This is a genomic window from Kitasatospora sp. NPDC048407 (genome assembly GCF_043200475.1).
Taxonomy (GTDB): Bacteria; Actinomycetota; Actinomycetes; order Streptomycetales; family Streptomycetaceae; genus Kitasatospora.
Genome location: NZ_JBICXW010000007.1, coordinates 67,179 through 81,845, shown reverse-complemented (window position 1 = coordinate 81,845; position 14,667 = coordinate 67,179). Strand labels below are relative to the sequence as shown.

The following is a 14,667-nucleotide window of genomic DNA, read 5'->3' as shown; positions in this document are numbered from 1 at the left end:
CGATGAACGCGGTCCTCATCGCCCTCCTGGTGCTGCCGCTGCTCGGCGCCGCACTGATGCTCGCCCCGATCGGCGACAAGCGGGCACTGCGCCTGGGCACCACCCTCACCGGTGCCACGCTGCTGCTGGCGATCGCCCTCGCCGCCGGCTTCGACCACGGCGCGCCGAGCCGGATGCAGGCCGTCACCGACGTCGCCTGGATCCCCGCGCTGGACGTGCGCCTGCACCTCGGCGTGGACGGCATCTCGCTGCCGCTGCTGGTGCTCACCGCGCTGCTCACCTTCCTGTGCGCCGTGTACTCGGTGAAGAAGCTCCCCGCCGGCCCCGGCGGCCGCGCCTTCACCGGGCTGCTGCTCCTGCTGGAGACCGGCATGCTGGCCACCTTCGCGGTGCTCGACCTGGTGCTGTTCTTCCTGGCCTTCGAGATCGTGCTGATCCCGATGTACTTCCTGATCTCCCGCTGGGGCAGCGGGCAGAAGGTCCGGGCCGCCAACCGGTTCATCCTCTACACCCTGCTCGGCTCCGCCGTGATGCTGCTCGGCTTCCTGCTGATCGGCGTCAAGGCCGGCACCTTCGACATGGTGAAGCTCGCCGACGCGCACGGCGCCGGCCTGTCCCACACCACCCAGCTGATCGCCGCGCTGGCGATCCTGGTCGGCCTGGCCGTGAAGGCCCCGGCCTGGCCGCTGCACTCCTGGCTGCCCGACGCGCACACCGCCGCGCCGACCGCCGGCTCGGTGCTGCTGGCCGGTGTGCTGCTGAAGATGGGCACCTACGGCATGGTCCGGGTGCTGCTGCCGATCGTCCCCGACGGCACCGCCACCTACGCCCCGTACCTGGGCGCGTTCGCCGCCGTCGGCATCGTCTACGGTTCGCTGGCCTGCCTGGCGCTGTCCCGGACCGGAGCCAAGGGCGACCTGAAGCGGCTGATCGCGTACTCCTCGGTCGGCCACATGGGATTCGTGCTGCTCGGCATCGCCTCGCTCACCCCGACCGGCGTGAACGGCGCGCTGTTCGCCAACATCGCGCACGGCCTGATCACCGGCCTGCTGTTCTTCCTGGTCGGCGCCGTCAAGGACCGCTACGGCACCGCCGACCTGGACACCCTCGCCGGGGCCACCGGCGCCGCGCTGTACGGCCGCGCCCCCCGGATCGGCGGGCTGCTGGCGTTCGCCGCCGTCGCCAGCCTCGGCCTGCCCGGCTTGGCCGGCTTCTGGGGCGAACTGCTCGCCATGTACGGCGCGTTCGACCCGGCCGCGGGCCTGTCGCGGCCCGCCTTCGTCACCTACATGGTGCTGGCCGGCCTCGGCACCCTGCTGACCGCCGCCTACCTGCTGGTCGTGGTCCGGCGGGTCTGCATGGGCGACCCGAAGCAGCCCGCCCCGGTCGCCGACCTGCCCGACCTGCAGGGCTACGAGGCTGCCAGCTGGACGCCGCTCGCCGCGCTCACCCTGGTGGCGGGCCTGTGGCCGGCGCTGCTGCTCGGCCTCTCCGACCCGGCCGTCAAGCACCTCCTCGGGAGCGGCTGATGACCACCACTTACGACCTGGGGCAGCCCGTCATGACTCCGCTCGCCGTCGCCGACCCGGGCGGCCTGATCCAGTCCGTCGACTGGGTGGCCGTCGCGCCGCCGCTGATCGCCGCGCTCGCCGCCCTCGCCGTGCTGGTCACCGACCTGTTCCTGCCCCCGGCCCGCAAGCGCCTGCTCGGGTGGCTGAGCGCCGCCGGCCTGCTCGCCGCGCTGGCCATGCTGCTGCCGCTGGTGCTCGGCGACACCCGCTCCACCTTCTGCTTCACCAGTGGCGGCTGCTCCTACACCGCCGACCACTTCGCGCTGGCCTTCCAGCTGCTGGTCCTCGGCGGCGCGCTGCTCACCGTGCTGCTCTCTCTGCATACGGTCGATGAAGAGAAGCTGCCCGGCGGCGAGTACTGGTTCCTGCTCCTCTCCTCCGCCTGCGGCGCCGCGCTGCTGCCCGCCGCCCGCGACCTCGCCACCCTGGTGATCGCCCTGGAGGTCGCCACCCTGCCCGCGTTCGCCCTGGTCGCGCTGCGCCGGGACGGCCGGGGCGCGGAGAGCGCGCTCAAGTTCTTCCTCTCCTCCGTCACCGCGACCGCCGTGATGCTGCTCGGCGTCAGCTTCGTCTACGCGGCTGCCGGAACGATCCAGCTCCAGGGCATCGCCGACGGCCTGGCGCACGCCCCCGCCCAGCTGAAGCCGCTGGCCGAGGCCGGCGCGGTGCTCACCCTGGTCGGCTTCGCGTTCAAGACCGCCGCCGTCCCGTTCCACTTCTGGGTCCCGGACACCTACGTCGGCGCGCCGCTCCCGGTGGCCGGCTACCTGTCGGTGGTCGGCAAGGCCGCGGGCCTCTCCGGCCTGGCGCTGGTGACGACGCTGGCGTTCCGCCCGTACGGCCACACCTGGGGCCTGGTGCTGGCGGTGCTGGCCGCGCTGACCATGACGGTCGGCAACGCGGCGGCGCTGCGCCAGCGCGCCGACACCCCGTACGGCGCGGTGCGGCTGCTCGCCTGGTCCTCGGTCGGTCAGGCCGGCTACCTGCTGGTGCCGCTGGCCGCCGCCGGGTACGCGGACTCCGCCGAGCCGCTGGGTGCGACCGTGGCGTACGCGCTGATCTACGGCCTGGTGAACCTGGGTGCGTTCGGTGTGGTCGCGCTGGTCGGCGGCTCGGGCCGGCTGGAGTCGTTCCGCGGTCTGGCCGGACGCAACCGCTGGGCGGCGTTCGCGATGGCGTTCTTCCTGCTCTGCCTGGCCGGTCTGCCGCCGGGCGTGGTCGGCCTCTGCGGCAAGGTCGTGGTGTTCCGGTCGGCCGTGGACGCGGGCCTGGGCTGGCTGGCCGTGGTGATGGCGGTGAACGTGGTGATCGCGCTCGCCTACTACCTGAAGTGGACCGCCCTGCTGTTCGCCCCGTCCACCGAGCAGGTCGTCGCGCCGCGCCGCGTTCCGGCCTCGCTGGCCACCGCGCTCGGCCTCGCGGCGAGCGCCGCCGTGGTGCTGTCGGTGGCCCCGCAACTGGTGCTTCAGGTGGTGTCGGGCAGCCTGTTCTGACCTGTGGTCGAATGCCGAAGGGAACGATCGGGCCAGCTCGGCGCGTTGATCCCGGCAGAAGGAAGCTGCTCCACCCGCTTCCCCGGCACCACAGGAGGGCCCGCAGTGCACCGCCACCACAACGGATTGCGGACGGCCGTCCTGCTCGGCGGCCTGTCCGCACTGATCCTGATCATCGGCAGTTTCTTCGGCCGCACCGGCCTGCTGGTGGCGCTGCTGATCGCGCTCGGCACCAACGTCTACGCGTACTGGAACAGCGACAAGCTGGCGCTGCGCGCGATGCGGGCCCGGCCGGTCAGCGAGATCGAGGCCCCGCAGCTGTACCGGATCGTCCGTGAACTCTCCACCGCCGCCCGGCAGCCGATGCCCCGGCTGTACATCTCGCCCACGCCGGCGCCGAATGCTTTCGCCACCGGCCGCAACCCGCGCAACGCGGCGGTCTGCTGCACCGACGGCATCCTCCAGCTGCTGGACGAGCGCGAGCTGCGCGGGGTGCTCGGCCACGAGCTCAGCCACGTCTACAACCGGGACATCCTGATCTCCTCGGTGGCCGGCGCGCTGGCCTCGGTGGTGATGTTCCTGGTCAACTTCGCCTGGCTGATCCCGTTCGGCCGCTCCGACGACGACGAGGGCCCGGGCCTGTTCGGCATGCTGCTGATCATGATCCTGGGGCCGATCGCGGCGAGCCTGATCCAACTGGCCGTCAGCCGCTCCCGCGAGTACCAGGCGGACGCCGACGGAGCCCGGATCACCGGCGACCCGCTCGCCCTGGCCAGCGCGCTGCGCAAGCTGGAGGCCGGCACCCAGCGCCTCCCGCTGCCGCCCGAGCCGCAGTTGCAGACCGCCAGCCACATGATGATCGCCAACCCGTTCCGGCCCGGGGAGGTCGGCGCGAAGCTGTTCTCCACCCACCCGCCGATGCGCGAGCGGATCGACCGCCTGGAGCGGATGGCCGGGCGCTGACGAGGCTGGGCTCCCGCGGCTGACTCCTTCGGGCGACGGCCCGGCGAGCGTCCGTCCGGGCGATCGGCCCCGCTGGTAGTGCTGGACGCACTCCCAGACCCGAGGCCGGAGGTGCGGTGCGGTGACGATGCTGCCGAGCGATACCGAACTGGGCGTGACCGGCCCGCCTGTCGAGCGGGCACCGCGCCGCCGCTTCGGCCGGGCCACCCGTCCGCACCGGGGCCGCCGGTTGGTGACGTGGCTGACCACCACCGACCACAAGCAGATCGGCACCCTCTACCTGGTCACCTCGTTCGCGTTCTTCCTGGTCGGCGGGGTGATGGCGCTGCTGATGCGGGCCGAGCTGGCCCGGCCGGGGACGCAGTTCCTCTCGAACGAGCAGTTCAACCAGCTGTTCACCATCCACGGCACGATCATGCTGCTGATGTTCGCCACCCCGCTGTTCGCGGGTTTCGCGAACTGGTTCATGCCGATCCAGATCGGCGCCCCCGACGTCGCCTTCCCCCGGCTGAACGCCTTCGCGTACTGGCTGTACCTGTTCGGCTCGCTGATCGTGATGGCCGGGTTCGTCACCCCGGGCGGTGCGGCGGACTTCGGCTGGTTCGCCTACGCGCCGCTGAACTCCGCGGTGCACTCGCCGAACATCGGCGCCGACATGTGGATCATGGGCCTGGCGTTCTCCGGCTTCGGCACCATTCTCGGCTCGGTCAACTTCATCGCCACGATCGCCTGCCTGCGGGCGCCGGGGATGACCATGTTCCGGATGCCGATCCTGGTCTGGAACGTGCTGCTGACCGCCGTGCTGGTCCTGATGGCCTTTCCGGTGCTGGCCGCCGCGCTGCTCTGCCTGGAAGCCGACCGCAAGTTCGGCGCGCACGTCTTCGACCCGGCGAACGGCGGGGCGATCCTCTGGCAGCACCTGTTCTGGTTCTTCGGCCACCCCGAGGTGTACATCATCGCGCTGCCGTTCTTCGGCATCGTCTCGGAGATCATCCCGGTGTTCAGCCGCAAGCCGATGTTCGGATATTCGGGCCTGATCGCCGCCACCATCGCGATCGCCGGCCTGTCGATCACCGTCTGGGCGCACCACATGTTCGTCACCGGGCAGGTGCTGCTGCCGTTCTTCTCCTTCATGACCCTGCTGATCGCCGTCCCGACCGGAGTGAAGTTCTTCAACTGGATCGGCACCATGTGGCGCGGCTCGCTGTCCTTCGAGACGCCGATGCTCTGGTCGATCGGCTTCCTGGTGACCTTCCTGTTCGGCGGCCTGACCGGCGTGCTGCTGGCCTCCCCGCCGATCGACTTCCACGTCTCCGACAGCTACTTCGTCGTCGCGCACTTCCACTACGTGGTGTTCGGCACGGTGGTGTTCGCGATGTTCGCGGGCTTCTACTTCTGGTGGCCGAAGATGACCGGCCGGATGCTCGACGAACGGCTCGGGAAGATCCACTTCTGGACGCTGTTCGTCGGCTTCCACACCACCTTCCTGGTCCAGCACTGGCTCGGCGCCGAGGGCATGCCGCGCCGCTACGCCGACTACCTGGCCTCGGACGGGTTCACCACCCTGAACACCGTCTCCACCATCGGCTCGTTCCTGCTCGGCCTGTCCACCCTGCCGTTCCTGTACAACGTCTGGCGGACGGCCGGGCACGCGCCGCGAGTGGCCACGGACGACCCGTGGGGCTACGGCCGCTCGCTGGAGTGGACCACCCCCTGTCCGCCGCCGCGCCACAACTTCGTCACCCTGCCGCGGGTCCGCTCCGAATCCCCGGCGTTCGATCTCCACCACCCCGACATCGCCGAGCTAGACCGCCTGCAGAACAACCCGGACCGGGTCCCCTGACGCCCGACGTGCGATGCCCGTTTCACGGTGATACGAATCGTTTCGTCCCTGTGCCGTGCGAGGCGCGGGGGCGTTCCGTCTGACTGTGCGCGGGATCGGAGCGTCATGGACTATCCGTTGCTCAACATCTTCTGGACGATGCTGGAGCTGTTCCTCTGGATCCTCTGGTTCTTCCTGCTGTTCAAGATCATCGGGGACATCTTCCGCAGCCAGGACATGGGCGGCGGCGCCAAGGCCGGCTGGACGGTGCTGGTGATTCTGCTGCCCTTCCTCGGCGTCCTGATCTACCTGATCGTCCGCGGCGGCTCCATGCACGAACGCGACCTCGCCCAGGCCCAACAGGCCGACGCCGCCTTCCAGGACTACATCCGCCGCGCCGCCGGCACCGCCCCGGCCTCCGGCACTGCCGAGGGCGGCTCGAAGGGGCACGTGGACGACCTGCACAGGCTGGCCGACCTGAAGAACAGCGGCGCGATCACCGACGAGGAGTACCAGCGGGCCAAGGACAAACTGCTCGCCTGACACCCCGGCCCGTGCAGGAAGGCCCGCCCCCCCGGGGCGGGCCTTCCGCCTGTCCCGGCCGCATCGTCACACCCCTGCCACAACGGCGCCGCACCGGCTCCCCAGCCGGGCCAGGGCGTGGGACGCTGGAGGCATGAAGCTGGTCAACTTCCTGCTCAACGTCATCTGGCTGCTGTTCTGCGGCCTGTGGATGGCGATCGGGTACGCCCTCGCCGGGATCATCTGCTTCGTCCTGATCGTCACCATTCCGTTCGGCATCGCGTCCTTCCGGCTGGCCGGCTTCATGCTGTGGCCGTTCGGCCGGACCACCGTGGTGCGGCCCGACGTCGGCGCGCCGTCCTGCGTGGGGAACGTGATCTGGCTGGTGTTCGCCGGATGGTGGCTGGCGCTCGGTCACATCGTCACCTCGATCCCGCTGTTCCTGTCGGTCATCGGCATCCCGTTCGGCTGGGCGAACCTCAAGATGGTGCCGATCTCGCTCACCCCGCTCGGCCGCGAGGTGGTCAGCTCCGACCACGGGTTCGGCGCGCGCTGACCGGAAAAGCGGTTGGCGGCCGCCCGGGGCCGGGGTAGAAACGTCCGGTCCTTGACGGCTGACGGAGGAGCGGGCGCGTGGCGGACAGCGAAATCCTGGCCGGTGGCGTCAACCAGGTGGAGCGGATCGGGGAGCGGGTGCTGCGGCCGACCGGGCCGTGGTCGCCGGCCGTGCACGGGCTGCTCGGGCACCTGCGGACGAACAGGTTCACCGCGGCGCCCCGGTTCCACGGGCTGACGGCCGACGGGCGGGAGATTCTCGACTTCCTGCCCGGCGAGGTCTCCGACTATCCGGCGACACCCGCCGCCGCCTCCCGCACCGCGCTGCTCACCGCGGCCCGGGTGCTGCGCGCCTACCACGACGCCACCGCCGGCTACGCGGCCGACGGCTGGATGCTGCCCGCCCGCGAGCCCGCCGAGGTGATCTGCCACGGCGACTACGCCCCGCACAACTGCGTGCTGGACGGTGAACGGGTGGTCGGCGTCATCGACTTCGACACCGCGCATCCCGGCCCCCGGCTGTGGGACGTCGCGTACGCGGTCTACCGCTGGGCCCCCACCACCGCGCCCGGGAACGCCGACGGTTTCGGCACGCCCGACGAACAGGCCGCCCGCGCCAGGGAGTTCTGCGACGCGTACGGGCTGGACGCGGCCGGGCGGGCCGGGCTGGTGGACGCCGTCGAGGCCCGGCTGCACGCGCTGGTCGACCACATGCGGGCCGAGGCCGCCGCCGGCAGCGCCGCGTTCGCCTCGCACCTGGCCGACGGGCACCACCTGATGTACCTGTCGGACGCCGCGTACGTGGTGCGTGAACGCGAGCGCTTCGAGCGGGCGCTACTGGGCGGTTGACGCCTCCAGGTGCTCGCGCAGGGTGCGGAACTCGGCGGCGATCCCGTCCAGCGTGTAGTGCGCGTTCAGCCCGCTCGGGTTCGGCAGCAGCCAGACCTCGGTGTCGCCGATGGTCTCCGGCTGCCGGCCCACCGCCGCCTTCGGCCGTCCGAACGCGGCCCGGTACGCGCCGATGCCGAGCACCGCCAGCGCGCGCGGCCGCAGGCGGAGCACCCGGGCGGCCAGCGCCTCGCCGCCCGCCCGGTACTCCGCGGGGGTCAGTTCGGCGGCCTTCGCGGTGGTCCGGGCCACCACGTTGGTGATGCCCAGCCCGAGCGCGAGCAGTTCGTCCTGTTCCTCGGGCCCCAACTGCCGCGGGGTGAAGCCGGACCGGTGCAGGGCCGGCCAGAAACGGTTGCCGGGGCGGGCGAAGTGGTGGCCGGTGGCGCCCGACCACAGGCCCGGGTTGATGCCGCAGAACAGCACCCTCAGGCCTGGCGCGGCGACGTCGGGGATGGTGGTGTCCTGGGCGGCGGCGAGCTGTTCGGCGGTCGGGCGGGGCGGGGGAGTGCGGGTCACCCGGACCACTCTGCCGCACCCCGTCGGCGGGTGGGGGTACTTGATCGGTGCATGTCCGGTATATCCGATGGATAGCCAGTTCGATTGTTTTCCAGACCTGATGACTTTTCGGGCGGAGAATGGGGAGGTGCCATACGAACTGAACGCCCTGATCGCCACCGATGAGCTGATCACCGTCGTGGCGGCCGAGCTCCCGATCGCGCGGGTCGCCCGCCTGCCCCACGGGCTGGCGCTCATCCCGATGACGGACGAACTCCACCACGCGCTCCAGCAGCCGTCCACCGCGCCCGACTACGACTTCAAGCGATTCCCCTCCGGATTCGCGATGCGGATCGCGGGCTGGTCCAAGGCCGCGCCGATCGCCTTCGCCGAGATCGACGCCGAGCACCCCACCGGCCGGCGCGCCGCCCTCTGGTACGACGGCCGCATCACCCTCGGCCCGCTCACCCCCGCCGACGGCGCCCCGCTCGCCCGCATCCTCCACGGCCTCGGCGCACCCGCCACCGGCCTGCAGGAGCTCGCCGACGCCCTCGACGCCCTCTGCCGCGCCACGCCCGAGAACCCCACCCCGCCCGGGAACTGACCCGGCGTCCGACCCCTGCCCCCGCCGTGCGGCGCCCGACCGGACGGCGCGAGAATGATCACCGGCGATCGGACGGACGGGGAGCTGGCAAGGTGCGGATCAACGTGCTGGGACCGCTCCACGTGGTGCCCGACGACGGGCCGGCGCCCGGACTCGGCGGAACCCGGCTGCGGCTGCTGCTGATCCGGCTGTCCCTCGACCCCGGGCGGGTGGTCACCCGCGAACGGCTGGTCGACGACCTCTGGGGCGACACCCCGCCCGACGAACCGGCCGGCGCCGTGCAGTCACTGGTCTCCCGGCTGCGCCGCACCCTCGGCCCGGACCGCACCGCCATCGGCTCGCACCCCGCCGGATACCTGCTCGACCTGCCCCGCGGCCACGTCGACGCCTGGGACTTCGAACAGCGCGCCGCCACCGGCCGGGCCGCCCTCGCCGCAGGCGAACCCGCCCGCGCCGCCGACGAGTTGAGCCGCGCCCTGGAACTCTGGCGCGGCGCACCGTTCGCCGACGCCGAAGCCGCCGGATTCGCCGCCGCCCCCGCCGCCCGGCTCGCCGAACTGCGGCTCGCCGCCACCGAGGACCGCGCCGACGCCCTGCTCGCCCTCGGCCGGGCCGACACCCTGCCCCGGCTGGTCGCCGAACTCACCGCACAGCGCGTCGCCCACCCGCTGCGCGAGCGGACCGCCGCCCGGCTGATCCGCGCCCTGCACGCCAACGGCCAGGGCGCCGACGCGCTGGAGGTGTTCGACCGCACCCGGCAGGCGCTGGCCGAAGAGCTCGGCACCGACCCGTCCGACGAACTGCGCGACGCCCACCTGCACGTCCTGGCAGGCACCCGGCCGCCTGCTCCGCGCCCCGCCCCGGCGGGCCGCCCCGCCCCGGTGGGCCGCCCCGCCCCGGTGGGCCGCCCCGTGCTGCCCGGCCCGCTCACCGCGCTGATCGGCCGCGACGCCGACCTGGCGGCCGTCCGGGACCGGCTGCGCCGCTCCCGCCTGGTGACCCTCACCGGACCGGGCGGCGTCGGCAAGACCCGCCTCGCCCTCGCCGTCGCCACGGGGGTCGCGGCGGACGTCCGGCTCGCCGAACTCGCCGGCGCCGAAGGCCCCGACGGGCCCGCCCGGGCCGTACTGGCCGCGCTGCGCCCCGCCGACGCCGGGGCGCTCACCGGCGGCCTCCCCACCGGCGAGCAGCCCGGCGACCCGCTGGAACGGATCGTCCGCGCGCTGGACGGCCGCGACGTCCTGCTCGTCCTCGACAACTGCGAACACCTGATCGCGGACGCCGCCCACCTCGCCCACCGCCTGCTGGCGGCCGCCCCCCGGCTCACCGTGCTCGCCACCAGCCGCGAACCCCTCGGCGTCCCCGGCGAGACACTCTGGCCGGTGCCGCCGCTCGCCGTCCCCGAACCCGGCAGCACCCCGGAGCAGGCCCTCGCCCACCCCGCCGTCGCCCTGTTCGCCGAACGAGCGGCCGCCGCCCGGCCCGGATTCGCCCTCGACCGGGACACCGTCGAACCGGTGGTCCGGATCTGCCGGGAACTCGACGGCCTCCCGCTGGCCCTCGAACTCGCCGCCGCCCGGCTCCGCGCCCTCACCCCCGACCGGATCGCGGCCCGCCTGCACGACCGCCTCCGCCTGCTCGACCGCGGCCCGCGCACCGCCCCCGACCGGCACCGCACCCTGCGCGCCGTCATCGACTGGAGCTGGGACCTGCTCGACCCCGACGAACGCGTCCTGCTGCGCCGGCTCTCCGTCTTCGCCGCCGGAGCCGTCCTCCACGACGCCCACACCGTCTGCGCCGCGCACTGGCCCACCGGACCGGACCCCGACCCCACTGCCGTCGAGGACCTGCTGACCGCACTCGCCGACAAGTCCCTGCTGGTGAGCGCCGGTTCGGAGACCGGGCCGCCGCGCTACCGCCTGCTGGAGACCGTCCGCGCCTACGCCGCCGAACGTCTCGCCGAGGCCGGCGAACACGACCGCACCGCCGCCGCCCACCTGCGCTGCTTCCTCGACCTCGCCGAACACGCCGAACCCCTGCTGCGGACCGACCGCCAACTCGACCGACTCGCCCGGCTCGACGCCGAACAGGACAACCTCGACGCCGCACTCCGCCGCGCCGTCACCGCCGGCCCGCCCGACCACGCCCTCCGGCTGGCGGCCGCCCGTGCCTGGCCCTGGCTGATGCGCGGCCGCGCCCACGAAGCCGGCGAACGGACCGTGGCCGTACTCGCCGCCCACGGCGCAACGCCGCCGCCCGGCCTGGAACAGCAGCACGCCCGGTGCGTGATCCTCGCCCAACTCACCGCCCCGCTAAGGGAATCCGGGACGCCTCCGGCGCCCGAGGCGTTCGGTGCGGCACTCGCCACCGCCCGGCACGCCGACCACCCCGTCGCCCTCGCCGCCGCCCTGCTGCTCGCCCTTGCCGGGCCGCCGGACGCGCTCGCCGCAACCGCGCGGGAGTACCGCGAACACCCCGACGCGTGGACCCGGTCCACCGCCCAACTGGTGCTCGGACGTGTCGAGTTGAGCGCCGGCCGGATCGACCCCGCCGAGGCCTGCCTGCGCACCGCCGTCGACGGTTTCCGCACCCTCGGCGACCGCTGGGGCCACGCCATGGCCCTGGTCACGCTGGCCGCGCTGCTGGCGGTCACCGGCGCCGCCGAAGAAGCGCTCGGCGCACTCGACGAAGCCGCAGTCCTGGACGCCGAGACCGGCGGCCCCGGCGAAGCGCCACTGACCCTGCTGCTGTCCGGCCGCCTCCGCGCCCGCAACGGCGACCCCGCCGCCGCCCGGGCCGACCTGGAACGCGCCCGCGCCGCCGCCGAACACGCCCGCGACCCGCACCTGGCAGCCGCCGCCCACTACGCACTCGGCGAACTCGCCCGCCGCACCGGCGACTTGACCACCGCCCTGACCACCCAACGAGCCACCCTGCACCGACTCGAACAACTCCCCGCGACCGGCCCCACCCACCTCCACCTGCTCGCCCTCCTGCACACCAGCCTGGCCCGCACCCACCAGCGCCTCGCCGACCCGGCCACCGCCGCCCTCATGCACCGGCGCGCACTCGAACTCGCCACCACCAGCCAGGACCGCCCCGTCCGCGCCGACATCCTGGAAGGCTGCGCCGAACACCACCTCGCCCTCGCCGCCCCCACCCGCGCCACCACCACCCTCGCCGCCGCCTACGCCCTCCGCGGCGGCCACGACGCCGGCGACCCCGAACTCCGCACCGTCCTGGACGCCTGCGCCACCGCCCTCGGGGACACCGCCTTCCGGGCCGCCTGGGACGCCGGGCTGAACCTCGCCGACCCGGAGGCGGCGGCGCTGGACGGCGACTGAGGGCGGGACGAGAGGGGCGGCCCGGCTCGGAGCGGGGCGCCGAACGCCGCCACCGCTCTCACCGTTCTCACCGCTCTCACCGTTCTCACCGACCTCGCCGGCCTCACTTGGGCCGACGGCCGCTCAGCCCTGCTCGAACGGCCCCCGGTTCGGCGCGCACACCGTCCCCGCCGCCGGCAGGATGCCGTCCACCAGGTAGCGGGCCTCGTGCCGGGCCGCGCAGTCGCTCGGGTTGGCCAGCACGGTGTGGCCGAAGCCGTTCACGGTCAGCAGGGTGGCCCGGTCGAGCGAGCGGGCCAGTGCGCGCGAACCCTCGTACGGCATCGCGGGGTCGCCGGTGTTCGCCACCACCAGGACCGGCCGGGCCGTCCGGCGGTTCCACGGGCCGTCGTACCGGTCGCGGTCCGGGGCAGGCCAGCCGGTGCAGCGCTCGTCCGTCCAGGCGAACCACGGGCCGAGCGCACCCGACCTGGCCCGGGCCAGCGCCGCCGTCCTCGCCGGGTCGGCGGTGGCCGACGGGGCGGCGCTGTCCGCGCACACCACCGCCAGCGCCTGGTCCGGCGACGGGTGGACAGCGGGCGGCAGCGGCCCGGTGGGCGCGTCGGTCGCCGCCCACAGCGCCTGGAGCTTCGTGCCGAGCTGCGCCCAGCCGGTGCCGGGGATGCCGGGGACGGGCGCCGCGGCGTACAAGTGGATGATCGTCGTCTCCACCGCCACGGCCTCGGTGAACGTGGTGTCGCCGAGCACCGCCGGCCGGGCGCGCAGTCGGGTCAGCAGTTCGTCGTACCGGGCCCGGGTGGCGGCGGCCGTCCCGGCGGAGAACGCGCACCCGGCGGGGCCGGCCTGGCCGCAGTCGTCGAGGAAGGCGTCCAGCACCCGGGCGGCGGCGACGTCGCTGCGATTGCGCAGCAGCGGACCCATGGTGGCGGCCTGCCCGTCGCGCCCGGTGGACCAGGCCACCGGGTCGGGGCCGCTGTCCAGCACCATGGCGCGCACCCGGTCGGGGAACAGGTTGGCGTACGTGGCACCCAGGTAGCTGCCGTACGAGGTGCCCAGGTAGCTGAGGTCCCGGTCAGCCACGGCCCGGCGGAGCAGGTCCAGGTCCCGGGCGGTGTTCGCGGTCGACAGGTGCGACACCAGAGGCCGGGACGCGCACCGCCGGCCCAGCTGCCGGTACGCGTCCACCCAGGCCCGCTGCTGCTCGGGGCCCTCCGGGTAGCCGACGGCGGTGCCGGCCAGCAGCGCCTGCTCGTCCGCCGGGTTGTCGAAGCACTGGACGGGCGCGCTGCCGCCGCTGCCGCGCGGGTCGAAGCTGACGATGTCGAAGCGCTCCCGCACCTCCTCCGGGAACCGGTCGAGCACCAGCGGCAGCGCCATCGTGCCGGGCACGGCCGGTCCGCCCGGGTTGTAGAACAGCGACCCGATCCGGTGTGCCGGATCGCCCGCCGGATGCCGGATGACGGCTAGGTCGAGCCCGGCCCCGCGCGGATCCCGGTAGTCCACCGGCACCCGGGCGGTCGCGCACTCGAAACCCTCCGCGCACGCCGCCCACGCCAACCGCGGCACCGTCGCCGCCACCGCCTCGGCCGGAGCCGTCGTCCCCAACAGCGCGGCCACCGCGGCCCCCGCCCCCAACCGCCACGCAACACGCCCACGACGAGCCATCCGAACGTCCTCCCTCCACCGACCGGCCGGTCGCCCACGCCCCTCGGTCGCAGCATCCCGCCCAGCACCCGGAACGCTCCCGCACCCCGCTGCCGAACCACTGGCAGATCGCTGGCACGCCCGCCCGCCCGACCCGGACCGCGGCAATCCGGTCCCGGGACAGATCGGCCCCGGAATGCCGAAGGGCGCACCGTTCCCGGTGCGCCCTCCCGTGCCGGAGTGCCGGCCCTACTGCCGTTGCGTCAGCGGTAGTTGACGAACTGCAGCGCGAACTCCAGGTCCTTGCCCTTCAGCAGGGTCTGCACGGCCTGCAGGTCGTCGCGCGACTTCGAGGTGACCCGCAGCTCGTCGCCCTGGACCTGGGCCTTGACGCCCTTGGGGCCCTCGTCGCGGATGATCTTCGCCACCTTCTTGGCATCCTCGGTGGTGATGCCTTCCTTGATGTCGGCGAAGATCTTGTACTCCTTGCCGGACAGGTGCGGCTCCGCCGCGTCCAGCGCCTTCAGCGACAGTCCGCGCTTCACGAACTTGGTCTGCAGCACGTCCAGGATCGCCCGGACCCGCTCCTCGCCGTTGGCCTTCATCTCGATCTTCTCGCCGGTCCGCTTGATCTCGGCGCCCACGTTCTTGAAGTCGAAGCGGGTGGCGATCTCGCGGGAGGTCTGGTTGATCGCGTTGTCGACCTCCTGCCACTCGACCTTCGAGACGATGTCGAAACTGGAGTCGGCCATGGGTGTTGGTC

Annotated in this window: 12 protein-coding genes; 9 read left to right on the top strand and 3 right to left on the bottom strand. The window is 73.3% G+C overall.

All coding sequences use genetic code 11. The features are described from left to right. The first annotated feature begins 2 nt into the window (after positions 1–2). From ACGFWJ_RS15955 to ACGFWJ_RS15925, 7 genes are all read left to right on the top strand, one after another. On the top strand, positions 3–1,529 hold the full coding sequence (locus tag ACGFWJ_RS15955; protein ID WP_387865918.1) for a NuoM family protein: 1,527 nt from the start codon (positions 3–5) through the stop codon (positions 1,527–1,529). Positions 1,530–1,561: 32 nt separating this feature from the next. Next, the gene (locus ACGFWJ_RS15950; RefSeq protein WP_392950010.1) at positions 1,562–3,064 is read left to right on the top strand and encodes an NADH-quinone oxidoreductase subunit N; all 1,503 of its coding nucleotides are present in this window, start codon (positions 1,562–1,564) and stop codon (positions 3,062–3,064) included. A gap of 105 nt (positions 3,065–3,169) precedes the next feature. Next, complete coding sequence (gene htpX / locus ACGFWJ_RS15945) at positions 3,170–4,027, top strand: zinc metalloprotease HtpX (RefSeq protein ID WP_392949584.1); 858 nt, start codon at positions 3,170–3,172, stop codon at positions 4,025–4,027. 127 nt (positions 4,028–4,154) lie between these two features. Further along, on the top strand, positions 4,155–5,870 hold the full coding sequence (gene ctaD / locus ACGFWJ_RS15940; RefSeq protein WP_387644990.1) for a cytochrome c oxidase subunit I: 1,716 nt from the start codon (positions 4,155–4,157) through the stop codon (positions 5,868–5,870). Positions 5,871–5,975: 105 nt separating this feature from the next. Further along, positions 5,976–6,392, top strand: coding sequence for an SHOCT domain-containing protein (locus ACGFWJ_RS15935; RefSeq protein WP_392949581.1), 417 nt, complete (start codon positions 5,976–5,978; stop codon positions 6,390–6,392). Between the two features lie 133 nt (positions 6,393–6,525). Continuing rightward, a complete protein-coding gene (locus ACGFWJ_RS15930) occupies positions 6,526–6,927 on the top strand; it encodes a YccF domain-containing protein (RefSeq protein WP_392949578.1) in 402 nt (133 codons plus the stop codon). 77 nt (positions 6,928–7,004) lie between these two features. Further along, positions 7,005–7,775, top strand: a complete 771-nt coding sequence (locus tag ACGFWJ_RS15925) for a phosphotransferase (RefSeq protein ID WP_392949575.1) — start codon at positions 7,005–7,007, stop codon at positions 7,773–7,775. On the opposite strand, the gene mug is transcribed toward ACGFWJ_RS15925, so the two are convergent. Further along, positions 7,761–8,333 (bottom strand): G/U mismatch-specific DNA glycosylase, encoded by a 573-nt coding sequence (gene mug, locus ACGFWJ_RS15920; RefSeq protein ID WP_392949573.1) that lies wholly within the window; start codon positions 8,331–8,333, stop codon positions 7,761–7,763. The genes ACGFWJ_RS15925 and mug overlap by 15 nt on opposite strands. A 127-nt stretch (positions 8,334–8,460) precedes the next feature. Here mug and ACGFWJ_RS15915 point away from each other — a divergent pair, with 127 nt between their 5' ends. Further along, entirely contained in the window at positions 8,461–8,916 is a 456-nt protein-coding gene (locus tag ACGFWJ_RS15915) for a hypothetical protein (RefSeq protein ID WP_392949570.1), read from the top strand. 104 nt (positions 8,917–9,020) lie between these two features. Continuing rightward, complete coding sequence (locus tag ACGFWJ_RS15910) at positions 9,021–12,260, top strand: BTAD domain-containing putative transcriptional regulator (RefSeq protein WP_392949567.1); 3,240 nt, start codon at positions 9,021–9,023, stop codon at positions 12,258–12,260. Positions 12,261–12,383: 123 nt separating this feature from the next. Here the strand turns inward: ACGFWJ_RS15910 and ACGFWJ_RS15905 are convergent, their stop codons facing one another. Beyond that, positions 12,384–13,925 (bottom strand): alpha/beta hydrolase, encoded by a 1,542-nt coding sequence (locus ACGFWJ_RS15905; protein WP_392949564.1) that lies wholly within the window; start codon positions 13,923–13,925, stop codon positions 12,384–12,386. A gap of 242 nt (positions 13,926–14,167) precedes the next feature. Then, entirely contained in the window at positions 14,168–14,656 is a 489-nt protein-coding gene (locus ACGFWJ_RS15900; protein ID WP_387644368.1) for a YajQ family cyclic di-GMP-binding protein, read from the bottom strand. Between the last annotated feature and the right edge of the window lie 11 nt (positions 14,657–14,667).

What these genes read in the sequence shown, in the direction of transcription:
- ACGFWJ_RS15930 (WP_392949578.1), top strand. Translation starts at nt 6,526, where the DNA reads ATGAAGCTGGTCAACTTCCTGCTCAACGTCATCTGGCTGCTGTTCTGC.
- ACGFWJ_RS15935 (WP_392949581.1), top strand. Translation starts at nt 5,976, where the DNA reads ATGGACTATCCGTTGCTCAACATCTTCTGGACGATGCTGGAGCTGTTC.
- ACGFWJ_RS15950 (WP_392950010.1), top strand. Translation starts at nt 1,562, where the DNA reads ATGACTCCGCTCGCCGTCGCCGACCCGGGCGGCCTGATCCAGTCCGTC.
- ACGFWJ_RS15955 (WP_387865918.1), top strand. Translation starts at nt 3, where the DNA reads ATGAACGCGGTCCTCATCGCCCTCCTGGTGCTGCCGCTGCTCGGCGCC.
- ACGFWJ_RS15905 (WP_392949564.1), bottom strand. Translation starts at nt 13,925, where the DNA reads ATGGCTCGTCGTGGGCGTGTTGCGTGGCGGTTGGGGGCGGGGGCCGCG.
- ACGFWJ_RS15900 (WP_387644368.1), bottom strand. Translation starts at nt 14,656, where the DNA reads ATGGCCGACTCCAGTTTCGACATCGTCTCGAAGGTCGAGTGGCAGGAG.
- ctaD (WP_387644990.1), top strand. Translation starts at nt 4,155, where the DNA reads ATGCTGCCGAGCGATACCGAACTGGGCGTGACCGGCCCGCCTGTCGAG.